The sequence below is a fragment of the Haloarcula sp. Atlit-47R genome, assembly GCF_003665985.1.
GTDB lineage: Archaea > Halobacteriota > Halobacteria > Halobacteriales > Haloarculaceae > Haloarcula > Haloarcula taiwanensis.
Genome location: NZ_QPLQ01000002.1, coordinates 157,289 through 178,323, shown reverse-complemented (window position 1 = coordinate 178,323; position 21,035 = coordinate 157,289). Strand labels below are relative to the sequence as shown.

At 64.7% G+C, this 21,035-nt stretch carries 29 protein-coding genes; 12 read left to right on the top strand and 17 right to left on the bottom strand.

The window, feature by feature from the left end; genetic code table 11:
* Positions 1-43 precede the first annotated feature (43 nt).
* The 4 genes from DVK00_RS08605 to DVK00_RS08590 all read right to left on the bottom strand — a co-directional run bounded on the left by DVK00_RS08605 (position 44) and on the right by DVK00_RS08590 (position 2,033).
* Positions 44-310, bottom strand: a complete 267-nt coding sequence (locus tag DVK00_RS08605; protein ID WP_004593354.1) for an elongation factor 1-beta — start codon at positions 308-310, stop codon at positions 44-46.
* Between the two features lie 2 nt (positions 311-312).
* Positions 313-492 (bottom strand): HVO_2753 family zinc finger protein, encoded by a 180-nt coding sequence (locus DVK00_RS08600; protein ID WP_004516620.1) that lies wholly within the window; start codon positions 490-492, stop codon positions 313-315.
* Between the two features lie 72 nt (positions 493-564).
* On the bottom strand, positions 565-1,164 hold the full coding sequence (locus DVK00_RS08595) for a DUF2391 domain-containing protein (RefSeq protein ID WP_101349654.1): 600 nt from the start codon (positions 1,162-1,164) through the stop codon (positions 565-567).
* Positions 1,161-2,033, bottom strand: a complete 873-nt coding sequence (locus DVK00_RS08590; RefSeq protein ID WP_101349655.1) for a 3-hydroxyacyl-CoA dehydrogenase family protein — start codon at positions 2,031-2,033, stop codon at positions 1,161-1,163. Before DVK00_RS08590 ends, DVK00_RS08595 begins: the two co-directional genes overlap by 4 nt.
* A gap of 147 nt (positions 2,034-2,180) precedes the next feature.
* Between DVK00_RS08590 and DVK00_RS08585 the strand changes: the two genes are divergently transcribed.
* The gene (locus DVK00_RS08585) at positions 2,181-3,149 is read left to right on the top strand and encodes a sugar phosphate isomerase/epimerase (protein ID WP_121510934.1); all 969 of its coding nucleotides are present in this window, start codon (positions 2,181-2,183) and stop codon (positions 3,147-3,149) included.
* Between the two features lie 93 nt (positions 3,150-3,242).
* The gene (locus tag DVK00_RS08580; protein WP_101349657.1) at positions 3,243-3,956 is read left to right on the top strand and encodes a TIGR00266 family protein; all 714 of its coding nucleotides are present in this window, start codon (positions 3,243-3,245) and stop codon (positions 3,954-3,956) included.
* Between the two features lie 31 nt (positions 3,957-3,987).
* Here the strand turns inward: DVK00_RS08580 and DVK00_RS08575 are convergent, their stop codons facing one another.
* A complete protein-coding gene (locus DVK00_RS08575) occupies positions 3,988-4,368 on the bottom strand; it encodes a cyclic nucleotide-binding/CBS domain-containing protein (protein ID WP_004516615.1) in 381 nt (126 codons plus the stop codon).
* Positions 4,369-4,470: 102 nt separating this feature from the next.
* On the opposite strand from DVK00_RS08575, the gene DVK00_RS08570 reads away from it, so the two are divergent.
* A complete protein-coding gene (locus DVK00_RS08570) occupies positions 4,471-5,580 on the top strand; it encodes a Gfo/Idh/MocA family protein (RefSeq protein WP_121577585.1) in 1,110 nt (369 codons plus the stop codon).
* 45 nt (positions 5,581-5,625) lie between these two features.
* A complete protein-coding gene (locus DVK00_RS08565) occupies positions 5,626-6,807 on the top strand; it encodes a redox-regulated ATPase YchF (protein WP_121577584.1) in 1,182 nt (393 codons plus the stop codon).
* A 16-nt stretch (positions 6,808-6,823) separates the two neighbouring features.
* On the opposite strand, the gene DVK00_RS08560 is transcribed toward DVK00_RS08565, so the two are convergent.
* Complete coding sequence (locus tag DVK00_RS08560; RefSeq protein WP_121577583.1) at positions 6,824-7,750, bottom strand: hypothetical protein; 927 nt, start codon at positions 7,748-7,750, stop codon at positions 6,824-6,826.
* A gap of 137 nt (positions 7,751-7,887) precedes the next feature.
* On the opposite strand from DVK00_RS08560, the gene hisD reads away from it, so the two are divergent.
* Both hisD and DVK00_RS08550 read left to right on the top strand, forming a co-directional pair.
* Positions 7,888-9,159 (top strand): histidinol dehydrogenase, encoded by a 1,272-nt coding sequence (hisD, locus tag DVK00_RS08555; RefSeq protein WP_101349661.1) that lies wholly within the window; start codon positions 7,888-7,890, stop codon positions 9,157-9,159.
* Positions 9,160-9,248: 89 nt separating this feature from the next.
* On the top strand, positions 9,249-9,623 hold the full coding sequence (locus DVK00_RS08550; protein ID WP_053968479.1) for an iron-sulfur cluster assembly accessory protein: 375 nt from the start codon (positions 9,249-9,251) through the stop codon (positions 9,621-9,623).
* Here the strand turns inward: DVK00_RS08550 and DVK00_RS08545 are convergent, their stop codons facing one another.
* The 7 genes from DVK00_RS08545 to DVK00_RS08515 all read right to left on the bottom strand — a co-directional run bounded on the left by DVK00_RS08545 (position 9,624) and on the right by DVK00_RS08515 (position 13,507).
* Positions 9,624-9,824 carry a dodecin gene (locus tag DVK00_RS08545; protein WP_004516608.1) on the bottom strand — a complete coding sequence of 67 codons (201 nt, stop codon included), beginning with the start codon at positions 9,822-9,824 and terminating at the stop codon, positions 9,624-9,626.
* A gap of 47 nt (positions 9,825-9,871) precedes the next feature.
* Entirely contained in the window at positions 9,872-10,531 is a 660-nt protein-coding gene (locus tag DVK00_RS08540) for a hypothetical protein (protein WP_101349662.1), read from the bottom strand.
* Complete coding sequence (locus DVK00_RS08535) at positions 10,528-11,148, bottom strand: hypothetical protein (protein WP_101349663.1); 621 nt, start codon at positions 11,146-11,148, stop codon at positions 10,528-10,530. The genes DVK00_RS08540 and DVK00_RS08535 overlap by 4 nt, the downstream gene beginning before the upstream one ends.
* Before the next feature lie 58 nt (positions 11,149-11,206).
* Positions 11,207-12,121, bottom strand: coding sequence for a metal-dependent hydrolase (locus DVK00_RS08530; protein ID WP_101349664.1), 915 nt, complete (start codon positions 12,119-12,121; stop codon positions 11,207-11,209).
* A 67-nt stretch (positions 12,122-12,188) separates the two neighbouring features.
* Positions 12,189-12,722 (bottom strand): mechanosensitive ion channel domain-containing protein, encoded by a 534-nt coding sequence (locus DVK00_RS08525; protein ID WP_101349665.1) that lies wholly within the window; start codon positions 12,720-12,722, stop codon positions 12,189-12,191.
* 24 nt (positions 12,723-12,746) lie between these two features.
* Positions 12,747-13,079 (bottom strand): hypothetical protein, encoded by a 333-nt coding sequence (locus DVK00_RS08520; RefSeq protein WP_121577582.1) that lies wholly within the window; start codon positions 13,077-13,079, stop codon positions 12,747-12,749.
* Positions 13,080-13,267: 188 nt separating this feature from the next.
* Positions 13,268-13,507: a DUF5816 domain-containing protein gene (locus DVK00_RS08515; protein WP_004516602.1), complete on the bottom strand. Its 240-nt coding sequence runs from the start codon at positions 13,505-13,507 to the stop codon at positions 13,268-13,270.
* A gap of 72 nt (positions 13,508-13,579) precedes the next feature.
* Between DVK00_RS08515 and DVK00_RS08510 the strand changes: the two genes are divergently transcribed.
* Positions 13,580-14,938, top strand: coding sequence for a bifunctional UDP-sugar hydrolase/5'-nucleotidase (locus DVK00_RS08510; RefSeq protein WP_121577581.1), 1,359 nt, complete (start codon positions 13,580-13,582; stop codon positions 14,936-14,938).
* Between the two features lie 32 nt (positions 14,939-14,970).
* A complete protein-coding gene (locus tag DVK00_RS08505; RefSeq protein WP_101349668.1) occupies positions 14,971-15,417 on the top strand; it encodes a universal stress protein in 447 nt (148 codons plus the stop codon).
* Here DVK00_RS08505 and DVK00_RS08500 read toward each other — a convergent pair.
* A complete protein-coding gene (locus tag DVK00_RS08500) occupies positions 15,387-16,448 on the bottom strand; it encodes a mechanosensitive ion channel family protein (RefSeq protein ID WP_121577580.1) in 1,062 nt (353 codons plus the stop codon). The two genes, DVK00_RS08505 and DVK00_RS08500, sit on opposite strands and share 31 nt — an antisense overlap.
* Positions 16,449-16,525: 77 nt before the next feature.
* On the opposite strand from DVK00_RS08500, the gene DVK00_RS08495 reads away from it, so the two are divergent.
* Positions 16,526-17,260: a proteasome assembly chaperone family protein gene (locus DVK00_RS08495; protein WP_121577579.1), complete on the top strand. Its 735-nt coding sequence runs from the start codon at positions 16,526-16,528 to the stop codon at positions 17,258-17,260.
* Between the two features lie 125 nt (positions 17,261-17,385).
* Positions 17,386-17,580 carry a hypothetical protein gene (locus DVK00_RS08490; RefSeq protein ID WP_101349671.1) on the top strand — a complete coding sequence of 65 codons (195 nt, stop codon included), beginning with the start codon at positions 17,386-17,388 and terminating at the stop codon, positions 17,578-17,580.
* 9 nt (positions 17,581-17,589) lie between these two features.
* Here DVK00_RS08490 and DVK00_RS08485 read toward each other — a convergent pair whose 3' ends face one another.
* Both DVK00_RS08485 and DVK00_RS08480 read right to left on the bottom strand, forming a co-directional pair.
* Positions 17,590-17,811, bottom strand: a complete 222-nt coding sequence (locus tag DVK00_RS08485; RefSeq protein WP_121577578.1) for a hypothetical protein — start codon at positions 17,809-17,811, stop codon at positions 17,590-17,592.
* 99 nt (positions 17,812-17,910) lie between these two features.
* On the bottom strand, positions 17,911-18,762 hold the full coding sequence (locus DVK00_RS08480) for a translation initiation factor eIF-2B (protein WP_121577577.1): 852 nt from the start codon (positions 18,760-18,762) through the stop codon (positions 17,911-17,913).
* 90 nt (positions 18,763-18,852) lie between these two features.
* Here DVK00_RS08480 and DVK00_RS08475 point away from each other — a divergent pair, with 90 nt between their 5' ends.
* Positions 18,853-19,284, top strand: a complete 432-nt coding sequence (locus DVK00_RS08475) for a type IV pilin (protein ID WP_101349674.1) — start codon at positions 18,853-18,855, stop codon at positions 19,282-19,284.
* A gap of 23 nt (positions 19,285-19,307) precedes the next feature.
* On the opposite strand, the gene DVK00_RS08470 is transcribed toward DVK00_RS08475, so the two are convergent.
* Positions 19,308-20,402, bottom strand: a complete 1,095-nt coding sequence (locus tag DVK00_RS08470; RefSeq protein ID WP_121577576.1) for a DoxX family protein — start codon at positions 20,400-20,402, stop codon at positions 19,308-19,310.
* A gap of 120 nt (positions 20,403-20,522) precedes the next feature.
* Between DVK00_RS08470 and DVK00_RS08465 the strand changes: the two genes are divergently transcribed.
* Positions 20,523-21,002 (top strand): N-acetyltransferase, encoded by a 480-nt coding sequence (locus DVK00_RS08465; RefSeq protein WP_004516592.1) that lies wholly within the window; start codon positions 20,523-20,525, stop codon positions 21,000-21,002.
* Positions 21,003-21,035 lie beyond the last annotated feature (33 nt).

The window sequence follows — 21,035 nt, the reverse complement described above, 5'->3', positions numbered from 1 at the left end:
CAGTCGCTACAGACTCAACTAGAAAACGACGGCGGCGAGTCGATTACAGGCGACCGGTGCTCTCGACGGAGACCGACTCGACATCATCGACGTTCGCGAAGGCCTCTTCGACGGCTTCCGTGCCGCCAGTGTCGTCGGGGACGATGACCGTCGGCGTCAGCGCGACGAGACCGAAGGCGACGTCCTCGCGCTCGAACCCGTTGATCTTCGTTCCTTCGGGAAGCACGCCCTCGAGACGCTCCTGCAGGTCGTCGAGGTCGACTTCGGGACTTTCCGGCATGACCTTGATCTTGGCTGCTACTTTCCCCATTGTTATGGCCCCATGAAGCCGCAGTCCGGGCATTTGTAGAGGTTGCTCTGCTTCCGGCAGGTGGCACAGCGGTAGATCTGCTGGCCACAGTCCGGGCACTTGAACGCGGCGGCGTTCGTGCCGGCGATGTTGATGCCACACGAGACGCACTTGCGCGCCTGTTTCTGTTGGCTCTCGCTCATACCTCTCCGTATCCGACCGCGGCTTTTAACGATTGCCAAACGCGACCGCCACCGCGAGAGACTGCCATGGCCCTAGTTCCCGGGCAGAATGTCCCCGAGCGCAGCGCCGATCGCCATCGGAACGAACGCCACGGCACAGATGCAGGCCGATTCGTAGACGACTGCGGTGTCCGCCGACCACTCGACCAGCCCCCACCCCGTGAGCAGGGCCACGGAGACGACTAGCGCTGTTCCGGTGACGCCGACGAGTCGCCGGGGAATCAGCCCGAAAATCGGGTTCGCCACCCGCACATCCTGAAAGTCGGCCACGTACAGAATCGAGATGACCAGCCCGATGGCGATGACGACCGTCGCCGCGAGATACAGCGGATGCTGGGCGATGTGACGGCCGGCGTCGACTGTCCCGCCCTCGACGGCCATCGGTATCCCGAACAGCAGCGAGCCCAGCAGCGCCTCGGCGAGGTCGGACCGGCCGAAGCCCCAGACGACCCGGCCGAAGGTCGCAGGCTCGTGGTCCTGGGAATCCGCGGCCGCGCGCATCGCATCTCGGACCTGCTGGCGCTCGTGTTCGGAGTCAACAAGCTGTTCTAACTCCTGCAGCTCGTCGAACAGGGTCGCGAACTCATCGTCCTCTCTCTCCGGTTCGGCCGGGGTGTCCTCCTGCGTGCTCATCTGAGATCTGGGTCGCTGTCTCGCGTTGGTACCTCCGGGTCCGGGGCGGCTCCGGTCGTCGGCTCGCCGTCTTCCCAGACGTAGAACCCCTCGCCGGAGACTGCACCGCGTTGTCCATCCGCGAGCTTTTGACGGAGCAGCGCCGGCGGCTCGAACCGCTCGTCGAGCCGCTCGGCGAGGTCTTCTAGGGCCGTCAACACCGTTTCCAGTCCGTGCTGGTCAGCGCGAACGAGCGGCCCGTCACGGTCCGAGCCGCCACGCTCGAACGTCCGGTCGATATCACGAACGCCGGCGACGCCGTCCTCGAGCATCCGGATCGCTTCGGCGATGGTAGCGAGCTCGAGTCGGAGCGCGGCAAACCCCGGCGTGTCGCGGACGACGACCGGTGAGGCGTCCAGACTCTCGACGAAGTCAGTGACTCTGTCGCGGGTCGCCGCTGTCGTTTGTTCGGCGATGACGACCTCGACGATAGCGCCGTCCGGCGGGTCGACAAGGTTGAGACCGACGGCCCGGTCCGGGCTCCGCAGGCCGGTCGCGACCGCAGTCACCGACAGCGACGTGTCGCTGACGGCGATGAGCGTCTCATCTTCGACCATGGTCTCCGTTTCGGCGACCACTTCTCGGTGGCTGTCCGTCCCGCCGTCGGTTACGTCGATGCTGATGTCGCTGCCGCTGACGGCGCTTTCGAGCCCGGTGGTTCCGTCGATACTGGCCGAGACGTCATCGTTTAGCGCCCGCCGAATCTCGTCGACTCGGTCCATCACGTCCGTCGCATCTGTTCCCCGAAGACGCACTTCGTGGCCCGCACGGACACACCGCTGTGCGATATCCCGCCCCCGCTGTCCGGTTCCGAGTACGGCCACAATCATGACAGAACCACCGCACTCCCGGCGTTAATCCTTTACGCCGACCTGTCCCCTCGGTGTTCTCTTTCCGGTCTGTATCGCTTGCTGGCCGGACAGCGAGACCAGCGCGTCGGCAGTACGCTTTTTTTGACACCGGCTGTATCGCTGGGTATGGATATCGGCGTACTGACGGTCCCTCTGGGCGGACAGTCACTCGACGAGGCACTGGCGTATCTCAGCGACCTGGGCGTCGATGCAGTCGAACTGGGGTGTGGCGGCTTCCCCGGTGACGACCACCTTGACCGGCAAGCGTACCTCGACGACGAGGACAAGCAGGCCGAACTGCGGGCGCTCCTTGACGACCACGACCTCTGGGTGAGCGCGCTGGCGACACATAACAATCCGCTCCACCCCGACGATGAGCGCGCCGCTGAGGCCGACCGGGAACTCCGGGAAGCGATTCGGCTGGCCGACCAGCTTGACGTAAACACCGTCACGGGCTTTTCTGGGCTGCCTGCCGGCGGCCCCGACGACGAGGTTCCGAACTGGATTACCGCCCCCTGGCCGACCGAACACGCCGACGCCCACGAGTACCAGTGGCGCGTCGCCGACGAGTACTGGTCGGACCTCGCGGCCCACGCCGGCGCACACGACGTGGACGTCGCCATCGAGATGCATCCCAACATGCTCGTCTACGAGCCCCGCGGCCTGCTCGAACTGCGCCGCCGGACGAACGACCGCATCGGCGCGAACTTCGACCCGTCGCACCTGTACTGGCAGGGCATCGACGTGACCGAGGCGATCCGCCTGCTCGGTGAGCACGACGCCATCCACCACGTCCACGCCAAGGACACGAAAGTGTACGAGTCAAACGCCCGCGAGAAGGGCGTACTGGACACTGCGCCGTACACGGACGAGGCAGACCGGTCGTGGCTGTTCCGCTCTATCGGCTACGGGCACGACGAGTCCCACTGGAAAGACGTGGTGTCGACACTGCGGATGGTCGGCTACGACGGCGCGCTTTCTATCGAACACGAGGACTCGCTGACCAGCGCACGTGAGGGGCTGGAGAAAGCGGTCGACGTACTCGACCGCGCTGTCTTCGAGACTCGGCCCGGCGACGCTTACTGGGCTGAGTGACCGGTACAACGAGCGACGCGGCTTTCTCGGCACGTAGGCTTATATAGTGTCTGTGAGATAATACGACCGGATTCCCGTATCCAGTGACACTCTATGGATATCGAACTTACACACAAGCCCTCGTACACGCACGTCCGCGCCGCCCTCGACAGCGGCGAGTCGATACTCGCCGAACCCGGCGCGATGGTCAGCCACTCCCCGACTATCGACATCGAAACCACAACCAGCCGGGACGGCCTTCTTAGCTCCGCGAAGTCGATGCTTGGCGGTGAATCGCTGCTCGCAAACGAGTTCACTGCCACGGGCGGTCCCGGCACCGTCACCCTTGCCCCGCCGACGCCCGGCGATGTCCATCACCACGAACTCACCGGCGAGACGCTGTACGCCGTCGACGGGGCGTTTCTCGCGGCCGACCCCAACATTGATATCGACTCGGAGTTCGGCGGCATCCAGTCGCTGCTGGCCGGCGCGAGCATCACGCCGCTGGCGCTGAAAGGGACCGGGAACGTCCTTATCGAGGCCTTCGGCGGGCTGGAGACCGTCGAACTCGACGCTGGCGAGTCCTACACCATCGACAACGACCACGTCGTCGCCTGGGAGGAGTCGGTCGACTTCGACGCCCACCGCGTCGGCGGGCTGAAGTCGACGCTGCTCAGCGGCGAGGGGCTGGTGATGGACTTCACCGGGCCGGGGACGGTCTGGTACCAGACCCGCGGCCTCGACTCGTTCACCTCGGCCATCGCCGACGCGCTGCCCGGCACGGGCGACAACGGCGGTGACGCGGCCGGGCTGGACGATTTCATATAGCCGGCGACGCGGCGCCGAAAAGAGCCGCAATTCAGGACAGCGCCTGCGTGATGTCCGTCGAGGACACCATGCCGACGTAGTCCTGGTGTTCGTCGATGACCGGGAGGTGCTTGATGTCGTAGGTCGTCATCATGGCGGCGGCCTCGCCCAGTTCCAGCGAGGTCGTCACCCGCTCGACCGGCGAGGTCATCACGTCGCCCACGGTCGCCGTCGAGAGGTCCTTGCCGGCCGCGACGGCGTCGACGATGTCGGTGGTCGTGATGATGCCCGCTTGCGCCCCCGGGACGAAGATGCCGTTGATGTTCTGGGCCTGCATCTGCGTCGCGGCCGCTTTGACGGTCTCGTCGGCGGAAATCGTCTCTAGCGGCGTCGACATGATGTCCTCGATGCGGACAGTCGTTTCAGTGGCCATGCAGGGTCAACGCGCGCATCCGGTTTTGGCTTTTCCCTCGCGGCGGTCCGCCGCCCTGCCGTCACCCTGAGCGTTATTTCGGCCCCGGGTGAACAGCCGTGTATGACCCTCGATATCGGCATGCTCGGCTACAAGTTCATGGGCAAGGCCCACGCCAACGCGCTGGACCGCCTGCCCATGTTCTTCCCCGAAGCGCCCGCCGTCAACAAGGACGTGCTCGTCGGCCGCGACGAGGACGCACTGGCCGACGCGGCCGACCAGTTCGGCTTCGACCGGACTGCAACGGACTGGCGGGATATCGTTGACGAGGTAGACGTGTTCTACAACCTCGGCCCGAACCACGTCCACGCCGAGCCGTCCATCGCCGCGCTGGAGGCCGGGACGCCGACGTTCTGTGAGAAACCGCTCGCGCCCACGCTCGACACCGCCGAGGAGATGGCCGAAACGGCCGCTGACGCCGACGTCCCCGCGGGTGCGGCGTTCAACTACCGGTTCGTCCCGGCTATCCAGTACGCGAAGGGACTCATCGACGACGGCCAACTCGGCGAGATTCACCACTTCCGCGGCCAGTACCTCCAGGACTGGCTGGTCGACCCCGACGCGCCGTGGTCCTGGCGCAACGACGAGGAGATGGCCGGCAGCGGGGCGCTGGGCGACCTCGGCTCCCACACGGTCGACCTGGCCCGGTTCCTGCTCGGCGACGCCGCCGGCGAGATAACGGACGTGAGCGGGCACCTCCGGACGTTCACGGACGAACGTCCCGTGGAGGGCAGCGACGAGACCCGTCCGGTGACCGTCGACGACGCCTACAGCGCCCAGATTGCCTTCGAGAACGGGGCGATGGGCACGCTGGAAGCGTCCCGGGTCGCCAACGGCCACAAGAACGCCCACACCATCGAAATCGAGGGGTCGAAGGGCGCAATCAAGTTCGACCTCGAACGGCTGAACGAACTGCAGGTGCTCACGGAGGGCGACCGCGGCTTCCAGCAGGTGCTGGTCACGGACGCCGACGACCCCTACGTCGACCACTGGTGGCCCCCCGGCCACGTCATCGGCTGGGAACACACGTTCGTCCACGAGAACTACGAGTTCCTCACGGCCGTCGCCGAGGGCGGGACGCAGGAGCCCTCTTTCGCCGACGGGCTCGCGGCACAGCGGGTCCTCGACGCCGTAGCGCGCAGCGACGAGCGCGGCGAGTGGGTCAGCCCGTAAGGCCGAACCGAAACCCCCTTTCGACGGCCACTGGTAGGGGCTGACATGCTCTCTATCGCGCTGGCCGGCAAACCGAACGCCGGCAAGTCTACCTTCTATAAGGCGGCGACGATGGCCGACGTGGACGTTGGGAACTACCCGTTCACGACCATCGACGCCAACCGCGGGGTCAGCCACGTCCGCACGGACTGTCCCTGTCTCGACCGGGAGGAGCGCTGTGGCGACGACAACTGCCGGGCGGGCAAGCGGTACGTCCCGGTAGAACTCATCGACGTGGCCGGCCTCGTCCCCGGGGCTCACGAGGGCCGTGGCCTCGGGAACCAGTTCCTCGACGAACTGTCGACCGCCGACGTGATTCTCAACGTCGTCGACGCCTCCGGCGGCACCGACGCCGAGGGCGAACCCGTCGAGGTCGGCGAGCACGACCCCGTCGAGGACGTTCACTTCGTCGAGGAGGAGATGGATCTGTGGCTCGCCAGCATCGTCGAGCGCAACTGGGAGTCAATCGAGCGCCAGTCCCGTTCGCCGGATTTCAAACTCGACGAGTCGCTCGTGGATATGCTGGCCGGTGTCGGAGCCTCTGAACTCGACGTGGCCCGCACCCTGCGGGACCTGGAGTACCCCGAGGACCCCATCGCCTGGACCGACGAACACCGCGAGGCGCTGGCGACGGAGATCCGCCAGCGGACGAAGCCGCTCGTCGTCGTCGCGAACAAGGCCGACATCGCCCCCGAAGGGAACATCGAGGCCCTGCAGGCGGCCGCCGACGTGGTCGTGCCGGCGACGGCCGACGGCGAACTCGCGCTGCGTAACGCCGCGCAGGCCGGCGTCGTCGACTACGACCCCGGCGACCCGGACTTCGACATCGTCGGCGACGTGAGCGACCAGCAGCGGGAGGGGCTGAACCGCATCCGCGGCGTCATGGAGGAGTGGGATGGCACCGGCGTTCAGGGCGCGCTCGACACTGCCGTCTACGACCTGCTGGACCATCTGACCGCCTACCCCGTCCAGAACGAGACCCACTGGACCGACGGCCAGGGGAACGTCCTCCCCGACGCGTTCCTGCTGCGCAGCGGGTCGACGCCGAAGGACCTCGCCTACGCCGTCCACTCGGACATCGGCGACGGCTACATCCACGCCGTCGACGCCCGCGAGAACCGGCGCATCAGCGACGAGACGGAACTCGAAGAGGGAGCGGTCGTCAAAATCGTCAGCGACGCGAACTGAGCGCCGTCGCCCGCACTCACTCCGGCAGCAGGTCCCGCAGCGTCGCCCGAACCCCCTCGCTCCCGGGGCTCTGTGGCACTTGTCCGAGTACGTCCCGGCCGAGTCGTTCCGTCGCCGCACCGACCGAGAGTTCCTCAAGGAGCGCCCCGTACTTCAGCGCCGGCCGCGGCGACACGTCGAACAGCAGGTCGCGCTTCCCGATGAGCGAGTGGGTTATCGACAGGATTTCGACGGCGTTGTCGACGTACTGCTGTCTGGCGTCGTCGCTACCGCGTTCAGCCAGCGCAGCCAGCAGGAACTGCTTAAGTTCGGCCTCGCGGTCGTGGAGCGCTGGCGGGTCCGGAAGCACAGTCGTTCCGTCGGGTCGTTCCGGGAGCATACTCCAGCGAGGCGCATATGAGAGGACCGCGCCGGTGGTGGGCGTCGTCGCGGCGGGCAGCGGCACGGATAGCCGCTTCGAGGGGTTGGTGTCAGTGAAGACGACGTGGAGGTTCGCCGGGTCGCCGCGAACCGGCTCGTCCCAGCTGTCAGGGGTATGCGTGTAGTCACGGCGGAGCGCCTCCCGAAGCGTGCGTACAATCCGCCCGCCCTCGCCCTGCAGTTCCAGGTGGAGCACGACGGGGCCGCGCCCGCTCTCGTCGACGACGGACCACAGGGCCGGAAGCGCGTCCGCGGCCCCGGCCGAGAGTTCGTAGCAGGGTGCGCCCGCCTCCGCGGCCAGCAGGCGGGCGAGCGTACTGCCGCGCCAGCCGGTCAAGTCGGCCACGTAGAACCACGGGAGGGCGTGTATCGGGCCGACGGCGGCGTCCCCGGCCGCCGCGTCGATGGTCGCCGGCACCGTGTCGAGATAGCTGTCGAGAGCGTCCAGTTCGGGCGCGAAGTAGTCGGTCGCCGCCGCTGGCAGGTCGGTCGTCCGGCGACGATGGTCGTCGGCTGAAGCCATACCGCCCGTAGGCCCGAGTGTCGGAAAACGGTGACGAGAGGTCGACGGGACGCGGCGCGTCTCCCCCACGCCGCGCTCGCGGCCGCCCCCGGCCGACGAAGGGAAACCCGTTTTTTGCCCCGTCCCGAACCAGGCGTATGAACGTACGGCCGATAGCCGACTTAGGTCCCGACGAACGGGCCGCTTTCTTCGACCGCGACGCCGGTGTCGACGCCGTTAGAGACGATGTCAGGGATATTGTCTCGCAGGTCCACGAGGAGGGTGACGTGGCGTTGCGGCGCTTCGCCGAGGAGTTCGACGATGTCTCGGTGGGCAATATCGACGTCACGGACGCCGCCGAGCGAGCCTACGAGGAGGTCGACGACGACGTGCGCGCGGCCATCGAGGACGCCGCGGCGAACATCCGCGCGTTCCACGAGCGACAGGTCCCCGAAGACTGGCGCGACGACTTCGACGGACGGGAACTCGGCCGTCGGTACCGGCCGCTCGATAGCGCTGGTGTGTATGCGCCCGGCGGCACAGCGGCCTACCCTTCGAGCGTGCTGATGGGTGTCATCCCGGCGAAAGTCGCCGGCGTCGAGCACGTCGCCGTCGCCACCCCGCCGGCCGAGGAGGTCAATCCCGTCACGCTGGCGGCTATCCACGTCGCCGGAGCCGACGCCGTCTATCAGGTCGGCGGCGCACAGGCCATCGCGGCGCTCGCCTACGGGACTGAAACCGTCAGCGCGACCGACATTGTCGTTGGCCCCGGCAACCGCTGGGTCACGGCGGCGAAGGCCGAGGTCCGTGGCGACGTTGCCATCGACTTCCTCGCCGGCCCCTCCGAGGTTATGGTCGTCGCCGACGGCGACGCGGACCCGGAACTGGTCGCAGCGGACCTCGTCGCACAGGCCGAACACGACGAGAACGCCTCCGTCGTCGCCGTCACCGACGACGAGACCCTCGCCGAGCAAGTCGTCGAGGCCGTTGACGAGCAGGCCGACGGCCGGGAGCGCGAGGCGGTCATCCGCGCCGCGCTGGACAACGACGCGTCCGGCGTCCTCCTCGCTCGCTCGATGAGCGAGGCTGTCCTCTTCGCCGAGGAGTACGCCGCCGAGCACCTCTCGATTCAGGCCGCCGACGACGAATCGCTCCTCGAACGGATTCCCTCCGCCGGGTCCGTGTTCCTCGGCCCGTACAGCCCTGTTGCGGCCGGCGATTACGCGACCGGGACGAACCACGTCCTGCCGACCGGCGGCAGCGCACGAGTCTCCGGCGGCCTCTCCGTGGACACGTTCGTCCGGTCGACGACGGTCCAGCGACTCTCGAAGGACTCGCTGGACGATATTTCGGACACGATTACAACCCTCGCCGAAGCCGAAGGGCTGGAAGCCCACGCCCAGAGCGTCCGCAAACGGTTCGAGGAGTAACGCGGTTCCCGGTGGCCGTCCGTCTCTGACGCTTGCCACGGTGTTCCACCGGCGTCACTGTTAACACGTTCGGGCGTGGATACTTGTGTATGAGCAGCACAGCGGACGACGGCGACCCGAACCTCGGGGGCGAGGACGTAGCCGTCACCGAGCAGGCAGCGGGAGAGGCACTGGACCTTCTCGAAAGCGAAGGCATGGACGTCGAGGAGTCCGGGCTCCGCCTGTACGTCCAACAGGGCGGTTGCGCCGGCCTCTCATACGGGATGCGGTTCGAACACGAACCGGAAGACGACGACGAAGTGTTCGAGCGCAACGGGCTTCGCGTGTTCGTCGACGACGCCAGTATCGACTACATCGAAGGGTCAGTACTCGACTATGAGGGCGGCCTGCAAGGGGCCGGGTTCCACGTCCAGAACCCGAACGTGGTCAGCGAATGCGGCTGTGGCGAGTCCTTCCGGACGTAGCTACTCTTCGAGTTCGAACGCTACGACGACCTCGGCCTGATACTCGCGACCTTCGACGCTGGCGATTTCGACGCCGAGTTCTTCCACTTCGACCCATTTGAGATTGTCCAGTGTCGCCTCCGCGCGCTCGATGGCGTCGTCGGCGGCTTTATCGAAGCTTTCCGAACTGGTTCCGATGAGTGTGATCTTTTTGAAAACCATCTTCGTGACATTTGTTCACACACCGATGTGATAAAAGTACGGACAGGTCACTGCGACTGGCGGTTCAACAGTGCCTCGACGTGACCGACAGCGTCGGTGAGATGTGCGGTCCCCCAGATAGCCACAATAATGGCGCCGATACCATCGAAAACGAGATCGAGCATCGTGTCGCTGAGCCCGAACTGTGTCAGAATCGTGTCGTTCCCGGTCGCCGACGCGGCGAGGCTGATCGAGAACTCGATAACCTCCCAGAAGACGCCGAATGCCATCACGAACAGGAGGAGGAACACGAACATGAACCGCGGGGGAATCGAGATCTCATCGGTGTGTTCGTCGAGCGCGCGAACCGTCGTGTACCCGACCGCGGCGACGACCGACGACGAGAGAGCGTGGGTGAAGTGGTCCCACCACCAGATGGTGACATAGAAGTTCTCCTCGGCCCCCGGGAGACCAACGGTCCCGAGTGCATGGAAGAACGCCGCTGAGGTGATCCACAGAGTCAATGCTGGGTCGAGCGCGATGCCGTAGTCCCGTTCCAGCAGCGCCGGGAGTTGCGTGACGAGGATGGCGACGCCCGAATTGACGATGATACCGACGTTGCCTCGCTCGATCCCAACCGCAAGCAGGCCGATGAGTGCGAGTGACAGGGCTCGCGAAAGCCGTTGCTGTGTCGCTGTGCTGATGCTGAAGCGGTCACGGACCCTCATACGTCCGACTGGACCTCCTCGGGGACGCGGCTGATCCCGGCCTGCCGGCGGACGTAGTACGCGAAAACCACGCCGGCACCGATGCCGGCGATAGTCGACGCGACGAACTCCCACATCACCGCTTCCTCGATGACGTGTTCGGACACCGTCGGATCGAGGATGAAGGTGGTCCCGAGAAACTGGTCGGCTACCCAGCGGACGACGGCCCAGACGCCGGCGGTAGCCATCGTGGTTATGGCGACGAAGACGACGGCGAACCGGGGCGTCATCCGGACGGGCGTAAAGAGCTGGAGTTCGACGGCGAGGATGAGCGCGATGGCGGCAACCGAGAGGTAGGTCGCGAGATTGCCGGTCATCGAGAGCGTTGCAAACAGACGGCCAACGACGGGCGACGCCGCAAGCAAGAGGATTTCCCAGGGGAGCATGGCGTCCCGGTTGCGCAATAGAACCGGCGGAAACAGCGCCAGCGCCGCAACGGCCGCCGCGAATCCGGCCCACAACAGGTCGGCCTGAACGGCACTTGTCACCGAAACGGCCGCCAGCATAGCGACGATGCACCACGCCGCGAGGGCGTTGACGCGCCTGTCCCGGAGCAACCGCGCCACGTCTCGGCTCATATTGTCTGGTGAGCCCGGACTGGAAAAACCCTATCGACCGATATCGGCGGGGACTGTTTCAGACAGCCCCATATGCCATGGCGTACGCGAGTGCGGCGATGGTCACCGCTGCCAGCCCCGTCACGACTGTCTCCAGCCAGTCGACACCGTCACTGAAGGGCCGAGTCGGTGCACCGACGACGCCCAGCGCGAGGACGCTGAACACGAAGTGTGCCGACTTTTCGAGCGTCGGTGCGGGCAAGAACAGGACAGCTGCCCCGTAGCCAATTCCCAGCGCTGCCCGGGGACGGACGAGTTCGGTCAGCACGTATCCGCGGAGGTGGGCGTACGTCCACACGGCGAGCCACACCGTCGCGAGTTCGATGGCGAACGCCGCCAGGAGGTGCGTCGTCGGGTCGGGGTGGAGTATCACCCGCTCGGCGACGAGGCTCACGTCGAAGGGGTAGAAGAACGGGGGCGGGCCGCCAGTAAAGAGGTCACCGAACGGGTGGGTAAGCAGTCCCAGTAGGGCCAGCCCGGCCACCGTCCGGGAACTGATGTCGCGTGACTGTGCGACTGTGGCGACACCAAGCACGGCTACGATGAATACGAGCGTCACGAGTCCTGCGACGGGACCGCTAAGTGTGCCCGTGAGAACAGTCAGTGCGACGCCGATGGCCAGCACGAGGGCTCGGCCAGTCCGAGAGTTACTTGCCCAGAGGCCGGCCGCGGCGGCGAGTACGACCCCCAGCACGAGCGAGTGTGTCGGCCCGCGGTGGACGACGTTCGCTGTCTCCCAGAAGCCGTCCGCTGTCAGGTTCTCGGCAGCCCCGACGAGGAGTCCGAAGGGGGCGTAGACGATGTCAACGTCGGGAGTTGCGGCGAACAGGCCGGCCACGACGCCCAACTGGACCGCTCGCTCGCGCGAGAGTCCAAGCCACCACGCGGCGAGGGCTCCGAGGGCGAACGCAAACAGCGCATGCCCGACGAACATACACCGAATATGATGGCGAGAGGCTTAAACACCTCGTGTGAACGGGTAGCGCGGGACTCGCCCTCGTTCAGGACTCGGCGCTGACTTTCGTCCAGCGTTCTTCGATGGCCGCGTTAGCTCTGACGACGGTGTCACCGTCGACACGGAACCGCGTCTTCCGGAGTTCGATGGCGGCCACCTCGCCGGTGGTGTCGCCGGCTTTGACCGTGTCACCGGGGTTGAAGTCGGGGTCGCGGAGGAGATAGACGCCCGCGACGGCGTCCTTTATCATCTCCGAGAGCGCGTACGAGACGCCAAGTGCGAGGAATCCGGTCGCCGTTCCGAGAGATGCGGCGATGGCGGTCAGGCCGACGATAGAGAGGAACGAGAGCGCCACGCCGAACCACAGAAACACGAGTACGATCACCGACAGAAACTGTCGGTACACGGGTGATTCGCCGGGCAGCGACCGCTTCAGAACGGCCTGGACGACGAACATGATTGCCTTGATGCCGACTGCAGCGATGGCGAGAAAGACGAACGCGGTTATAAGCCGCGGGAGTGCGTCGACGACGTTCGTGACTAGCTGTTCGAGTGCTCGATTGATGACACCGACTTGCACGCCGGATGGTGAACGGAGAGACTCCTAAGTGTTGGCGTCAGCCGACATGGCTGTGTCGTCGGGGTGACGAACCACCTCGTAGTCGCCATCTTCGGTGATTTCAATGACGGCCCAGTCATATGATACGTCTAGCCGATTGAGACGGCGGCTGAGGTGTGTTGCCTCGCCAGTGCGTGTGACGAAACAGCGCAGATCGCCGCTCTCTGGTATTGGGTCCTGCGAGTCGAGCACTGAGACCGTGACGACCCGCCAGTCGTGTTCCGCTCGCAGTTCGGTGCCAGTGCGCGACACGGTGTATCCGAGGTCGTCGAATATCGACCGGGCCTGCTCGTCGAGTGATGTGGTAACGGCCCCCATCTGAGAGTTAGTATCATTGGCTATCACATAAACGTTCCCACTAGCCACCTAGCTGACAGTTCACTGGGACAGACGGCGGCTGCGCTGAGCGGGTGGATCGGTACTGGCAGGGGACCGGTTCTCTGAGCGACTGTCCGACTCACCGAGGCGGTCAGAAGGGAAAACAGTCCGGTCGCCCGGGTCCGCTGTCACTCGTGGGCGGCGTCCCACTCCTCGGCCTTGCGGAGGTTCGAGCAGTCGTTACAGCGGATGCGCCCCATCGAATCCATCGCGTTGTTGAACGTCTCGCAGTTGCTACAGAAATAGCCCCAGCGCCGCTCGCGGTCGGCGTCGCGGTAGACGACGTAAAACGCGCCTTTCGTGCCGATGTCGCCGTCGCTGCGGTCGACATACAGTGTCTCCCCGTCAGGACCGTCGAGTGCGTCCATACGTGATCATGACAGGCCAGCGGCTAAATCACTGCGGAAACCATTAGTGACTGGTTCCCCTGCACTGTGGGTGTGAGTCCCCGGCTGATTCAATACTCTGACGTGGAGAAAGCGTACGACACACCCGAGCGAATCGGTCGATTCGCGGGGACAGTGGCCGCCGCTGATGGCTCGGATGCGCTGGTGGTCGGCACCGGGGACAACACCGGTCCGGGGGTGCTGTCGCTGGTCACCGACGGCGAGCAGTCGCTCGACCTCTTTACCGCGCTGACGCCCGCGTTCGAGACGCTGGGCAACCACGATTTTGACCACGGACTCGATGCGACGCGGGCGATTATGGCACGGTCGCCACAGACGTGGCTGACTGCGAACGTCGAACAGGACGGCGAGCGGTTCGCTCGACGGGTGACCCGACCGTGGGCGAGTCGGGCCGTCGACGGAGTGCAGGTCGGTTTCGTCGGCGTCACCAGCCCGGACACGGCCTCGGCTAATCCACAGGCGACGACGCTGACGTTCACCGACCCTGTCGAGGCCGTCAGCGAAGCGGCCACAGCGCTTCGGAACGACGGGGCGGCCGTCGTCGTCGTGCTCTCACACCTGGGGCGGGCTGACGAGAAACTGGCCTGCGCTTGCGACGTAGACGTAATCCTCGGCGGGCACGTCCACGAGCGCCGTATCGACCGCGTCGCCGGGACGTTGCTCACCAGACCCGGAGCCAACGGCCAGGCCGTTGTCGAGGTGGACCTCACCGGGCCGAAACCGACTGCGCAGTTCCGCGAGGCCGCCGACGGCCCTGTCGACGCCCGACTCGCGGCAGCTATCGAGGACAGACTCTCCGCAGCTGGACTGGACGAAGTCGTTGGGCATGTCGCCGAGCCTCTCGACCGACGGCAGGCGACGACCTACGGCGGCGAGTGTCGGCTCGGCAACCTCGTCGCGGACGCGTACCGGTGGGCGACGGGCGCAGATGTGGCCCTCCAGAACAGCGGCGGTCTCCGGAACGACACGGTTCCGCTCGATGGGGCGCTGACGGTCGCCGATATGATTTCTGTCGTTCCGTTCGAGGAACCGCTGACTGTCGCCGAACTGACGGGCGCGGAGCTCCGGACGCTGTGTCGACAGGGAAGCGGACAACAGGTCGCGTTCGGCGACCAGAGCTGGTGGCACGCTCATTTCAGCGGCGTCGAACTGATCTGGAACGATGAGACACAAACCATCGAGCGACTGCGGGTCGACGGAGAGCCGGTCCGCGACGACGAGACCTACACGCTCGCGACGAGTAACTACCTCTACTACACCGAGCTGGAGTTTCCGGTCCTCACCGAGTCCCACCGGGTCAGCGTCGCCGACGTACAGTACGAAGCGCTGGCCGACTACGTCCGCGAGACGGACATCGACCCGGCGGTCGATGGGAGACTCACTCGCCGCTAGCGATTTAAACCTCGGCACGGTACGTTCGGCCGATGCCACAGGTCGTCGTCCCGGTCAGATACCCGCTCTCGGAGAACTCCCGAGCCACGCTCGCGGAGGCCATTCAGATCGCCGACGAGGAAGACGCGGACCTCACCGTCCTGCATGTAAACCTATACCAGAACAGCCACCGTGTCGACCGGACAGAACTCAAACGTGCCGTCGAGCAGTCGTTCGGCCACGTCCCGCGGACGCGGTACGTCGTCCGGTCGGGGATGCTCGTCGAAGAGACTATTCTCGACGAGGTCGCCGCACAGGACGCCGACATCGTCGTCATCGGGAGCAAACAGGCGAGTCGCTGGCGACAGATGATCCGCCGGCTGGTCGACGACCCCGATGTCGAACAGTTCCTCCGCGAGGAACTCGACTGCGAAATCGTCACCGTCGAGCCGGATGCCCAGTCTAGCCGTCACTCGTCGGCGAGGTCATCAGGGTCCTGATGGGGTGGGACGGGTGAGTCACCGGTGGCCGTACGGGTCCGGTCAATGCCGTCTATGGCATCAAACCCGTTATTGAGTGAGACGTTCATTTCACCGCTGGTGTCGTCGAAGTACAGGTGCGAGTGGGGATAGGCGATCTCGACGTCTGCATCTTCGAGCCGCTGCCAGACGTTTGTCTGGACCTTCGAACGGACAGCGAGCAGTTTGTACGGTTCGGTCACCCAGTACCGGAGTGTCAGCAACACGCCGTGGTCGGCGAAATTGTTGATATACACTGTCGGCGAGGCGGGATATCGGGCCGCACCGACGCGGATGTCCGGCCCGCCGGAGATGACGTTGTCCACTTCCCGGGCCGCCGCTTCGATAAGAGTCCGCGCGACAGCGATGTCGCTTTCGTAGGTGACCAGCACATCGAGGGACAGCCGCGTCCGTGAGTCCTCCGCGGAGTAGTTGACGACATCCCGCTGGCGGATCTCCCCGTTGGGGATGACGAGAAACGTGTTGTCGAGGGTGAACACCTTCGTGTGTCTGAGCGTGATGTCCTCGACGAACCCTTGCTGGCCAGTGTCGGCGAGTTCGATCATATCACCGATTTCGTAGGGCTGGTCGGCCAGCAGGAACACCCCAGAGATATAGCTGCCAAGGATCGGGGCGAGCACGACACCGACCACGGCCGTGAACACGGTGACCGAGAGGGCGATGTCACCCAGTTGGAGGCCGTAGATGTTCAGAATAGTCAGCAACGCGAAGACGTACACGCTGACACGGATGCCGCGCAGAACCGTCCGGGTGAGGCTCGGCCGCCGGAACTGCCGAGCGACGCGTCGACCGAGAAGACGGACGAGAAGACGGGAGACAACGATTGCCAGCCCGATGACAATCAGAGACCGCCCGATGTTCGCCACCCACACCGGAATCGAGAACGGGAGCAACCCACCGATGTCAGTCGCCACTTCTGTCGCCACTTCCGTCGCGGCTTCGGTCGGCGTCGGAGTGGGCGTCTGCAACGGCCAGACAGGGCCAAAACGCATGCCAGGGATTCAACCCCGCCACGAGAAAAGGATTCCCCTCCCGAACTACTTAGCCCTCGCACTCCGACTGACCGACTATGTCTTCCGATGACATTTCGGTGGTCCTCTCAGATGACCGGCAACCGGTCGATACGCTGGTAATCGGTGTCTCTGAGTACGGGCTGGCTGGCCTCACCGCCGTCGATTATCTCGCCGACCAAGACTCGATGCACAAGGTCGGCCACCTGCGGACGACGGAACCGCCGTTCATCACGCCCTTCGAGAACGGGACCCCGAGACACCACACGCGGCTGTACGCGGACGAGGCAGCGTCGTTTGCCGTCGTCGTGGGTGAGCGGTTCGTACCGCCGGCCCAGGCTGGAGCGCTCGCCGCGGCAATCACGACTGCTGGGAGAAAACTAGATGCTTCGAACATGACGATGCTCACCGGCGCTCCCGTCGCACACGGCCCGGAAGACCACGTTCCGTTCTACATCGCAACGCCAGCGTACCGGGACTCGTATCTCGACGACACCGACATCAGGCCGATGGGGAACGGATTTCTCGATGGACTGAGTGCGGAGCTAGTCGCGCGAGGCATTGATGAGTCGTTTCCGACCGGCGTGTTTACGACGCCGACTCACCCGCAAGCGCCCGACGCGGCCGCCGCAATCAGACTGCTCACCGCGCTGGGAGCGGCCCACGCAATCGACATCGACACCGGGCCGCTGGAAGCCTTCGCCGCGAACATCGAAGCCCACTACCAGGCGCTCGCAGAGCGGATGGAGGCGGCCGATTCCGAGCAGTTCCTAGATGACCGAATGTACATGTAAAAGGCAATATCTGGAACAAATATCCACAATTCGGGGAATTTAAACTATGGTAATTCCACATCGTGCGTGAACAATCAAACATTCTGCCGACACATTTTTCAGCCTACAGCGCATTCTTTTCTTTGATGACCTCCACCGAAATCTACACGACCAGTGCGGTCGATTCAGACCCACCACCTCAGACACGGTCCAAGACATCGCTGTTCTGTCCCGACTGTGGGCACGAGAGCGCAGTGACTGGCGACTGGACAGCCAAAGCAACCGAGAACAGTTTGGAGCTCCGGTGTCCGGACTGTGACGCTGTCGTCCAGCAGCGGTAGACTGCGTACTTACCTCTCATCCTCTGTCGAGGAGGAATGACTGGCGTTCTCAGCAGTCGGATTCACCCTGATGAACTCAGCAGCGAGATACACCACTGCGCCAGTGGCCAGTATGAGCAAGTAGCTCGCTTCTGAGGCACTCTGCAGGCTCACTCCAACAGTGGCAAGCGTTACAACAAGTACCGCGGTACACCGACGGATCGTCTGGCGGAGGAGGGCAGTGTCGTCCATACGTGGCTTCTTCACTGCCAGCAACAAGAATCTTCGACCTCGCTTTTCGGTACTAGAACCCGCCCTGCTGGCTCTCGAACGAACGTACAGCGCCCCGTCTCAGTACTCGTGGATCCCGTCGTCAGTGACGACCGTATCCAGCAGCTGCGTCGGCGTCGCGTCGTAGGCCGGGTTTGCGACCTCGAATCCGTCTGCGGGCTCCCGGAGTACTTCCGACGGCGACCGAATCTCGTTCTCGAAGGCGAAGGCCCCGTCGACGTATTTCGCGGCAGCCCCGACCACCGTTACCGGAACGTCGTTGTCCGCCGCCGCCGTCACAATCGGATACGTGCCGATGCGGTTGTACAGCGTGTCGTCGACGATGCAGTCCATGCCGACGAGCACGCGATCGACCTCTGACATGAAGTGGCCGGCGGCGCTGTCGACGATGAGCGTCACGTCAACCCCGTCCCGGTCGGAGAGATGGCGCGTCATCTTTCGGCCGAGGAAGCGCGGTCGTGACTCCGTAACGTACACCTCGAAGCTGTGACCGGCTTCGATAGCATCGTCGATGGCCGCAAGGACCGTCGAGGAGAAGTCATGTGTCAACAGCACGTCGTCATCGGCAATCTCCGACACGGCGCGTGCCGCGGCGCGGTCTTTCGACGACTCTACAGAGTCGATAACGTCGTCGATAGCCTCGTTCGTCAGTTCCTTGGCGGCCGCCACGTCGTCGGGCTCCGCATCTGAGACGGTGTTCACGATCCGGTGCTGGGTCGTATGGAGGGAGGCATGCGAGGGGTTCGCTCGTCGGAGGGCGCTGCTGTTCCGGTCGAGCGAGCGGAGGTAATCCTCGACCGTCGGGTACTCCCTGTCAGTCAGGTCCCGGAGTGCCTGGGCAGCTTTGACTGCGACCACGGAGGAACTGTGGGTCTGCATCTCCGAGATCTCCTCGACAGTCTCGTCTATCATACCGGTGGCTGTGAGTTGGACCGATATGTGTCTTCCCCTCGCCGTCGAACAGCATTTAACGCCGTCTCACATTAGGGGTGATAGACGCCTATGGGACGGCTCAGCACTGACACGGTCGGGATGACAGAGGGCATCGGCGTCGCCGTACTCGTCGGGATGACGCTACTCGTGACGGCGATTGTCGGGCTGAACGTCCTCGTCATCGAGGACGATGACGGCGGCGGCCCGCAGGCGAACTTCAGCTACGACTACGTCGAGGACAACGAACTGCTCATCGTCACACACGAACGCGGCGACGAGTTCGAAGCCGGGAACGTCGAATTCGAAGGGCCGAGCCAGACAGTCACCTGGGCCCAAGTGGCGAGCCGCGAGCCCGACGCGATGATCGGCCCGGGCGATATCGCACAGTTGAGCAGCGGCAACGCCTATGGGCGGCGCGTTGGCGCTCGTGACACGATCACGATATACCACAACGCGAGCGGGAATCGGACTCAGTTGGACCAGTGGGACGGCGCGAACTGACCTGCGGGACTGCTGTGGCCTGCTCAGTCAGCCGACACGACGGTCTCCCGGTCGCTCTGTGCCGGCCGACCGAACCAGTCATCGAACGAGAGCGGCCCAGCACCCATCGTGAACACCGCCGAGGCCATCCCGAACAGCGTGATGTGCGCGAGTACCGGGTCGTCCGGGAGTCCGAACAGCGTCGTGGTAAACAGGACAAAGGACACGGCCGCGGCCCCGCGAGTCATGAAGCCGAGTATCAACACCAGTCCGACCAGCATCTCGGTCAGGCCGGCCCCGAGCACCCACATCCCGGGGTCGACGGGGACGACGGCAGTGAGGTCGTACTTTTCTACGACCAAAAGCGCCTGACCGGGTTCGGCGAGCTTCTGGAACAGTCCGAGATAGATGAACGTCACACCCATGCCGATCCGGACGATGACCGGGACGTACTCGCGGTACGGTGCCGTCGCCGAGTCGAGAAAAGCCTTGAGGTAGTGGACCGGGTCGACGCGGCCGTAGTAGGTCCCGTCAGTGCTGGCGACCTGCTGGAGCATATGGTCCGCGCTCGGGCGACCACCGCCAAGAATCAATAGCGCCAGAAACGCCGGCACGTACTCCATAGCGAGAATGACGCCGAGGTCGACGCTCAGCGCCCAGCCGTAGGTCATTAGCCCGACCGCCGTGACGATACGGGTCGCGAGTCCGAACAAGAGCGTGAAACCCAACCCGATGAACAGGATGCGGACAGCCGGGCTCGTGGCGGGGTCAAACGTCACTGTCGGGGCGAACAGATACCCCTGAAAACCGGCACCGACGAGTGGCAGTCCAACGCTGAGTCGGAGCATCCACGGGACGAGGTCCGCGTAGCCGACGAGTACGTCCCGGAGGATGACGATGTCCGCAATCGTCGGCCGGACCCGGAGATACGCTACGAGGCCGACAGTCACGGCCACGCCCGAGACGCCGAAAACCGCCGCGTTCACCGGATTAGACAGCACGGATATCGCAAACGCCACCGCGTCAAGAGCCTCGCCCGGCCCGTCTGTCACGTAGTCGACGTGTGCCGCCACGGGTCGCGACAGGAGAGCGAGCGCGAGGACGGCGGTGCCGATAAAACTCGGTACGCGTGTGTCCATACCTAAGAATTCGTGTGCTATCCACCTAACCCTGTTCGTCCGGTTCGCGGCGCTGGGCGTTGAGATACCCCTCTCTGTAGGCGGTGGAATTATATCCACGCCTCTACTACTTATACGGCAGTGAGCGTCAATATCGAGACACAGATCGTCGAACGCGGGGACGACGAACACGTCGACGCGGCGTGGCGGCTCAAGGAGGACATCCGCGAGGCTGACGGCGTCCTCCGGCAGCGACGGGGGTTCTTTCGTGATGCCTACCGACGGTCGACCACCTATCTCTACATCGACCGCTCCAGAGACCGCCTCATCGGCTTCGCCGCAGTTCGACGCGACGGCTACATTCTCTTTCTCGCAGTCGACGACGAGTACAGGGGCCACGGCTTCGGCAAGCGACTCGTCGCTCGCGTCGCCGAGGACTACGGCAGCGTGACCTGCCACGCCCGGGCGACGAATCGGGAGGCACTCGGCTTCTACAAACACATCGGCTTCGAGATTACACGGCGCATCGACAACTACTACGAGGACGGCGGCGACGCATACTACCTCAAACTTGGAGAGGACTCGATTACGGACAAACTGTCGAAGTTCCTGCGCGGTTAAGCGAACGCTTTTCAAGGGACCTCCCCAAGCAGG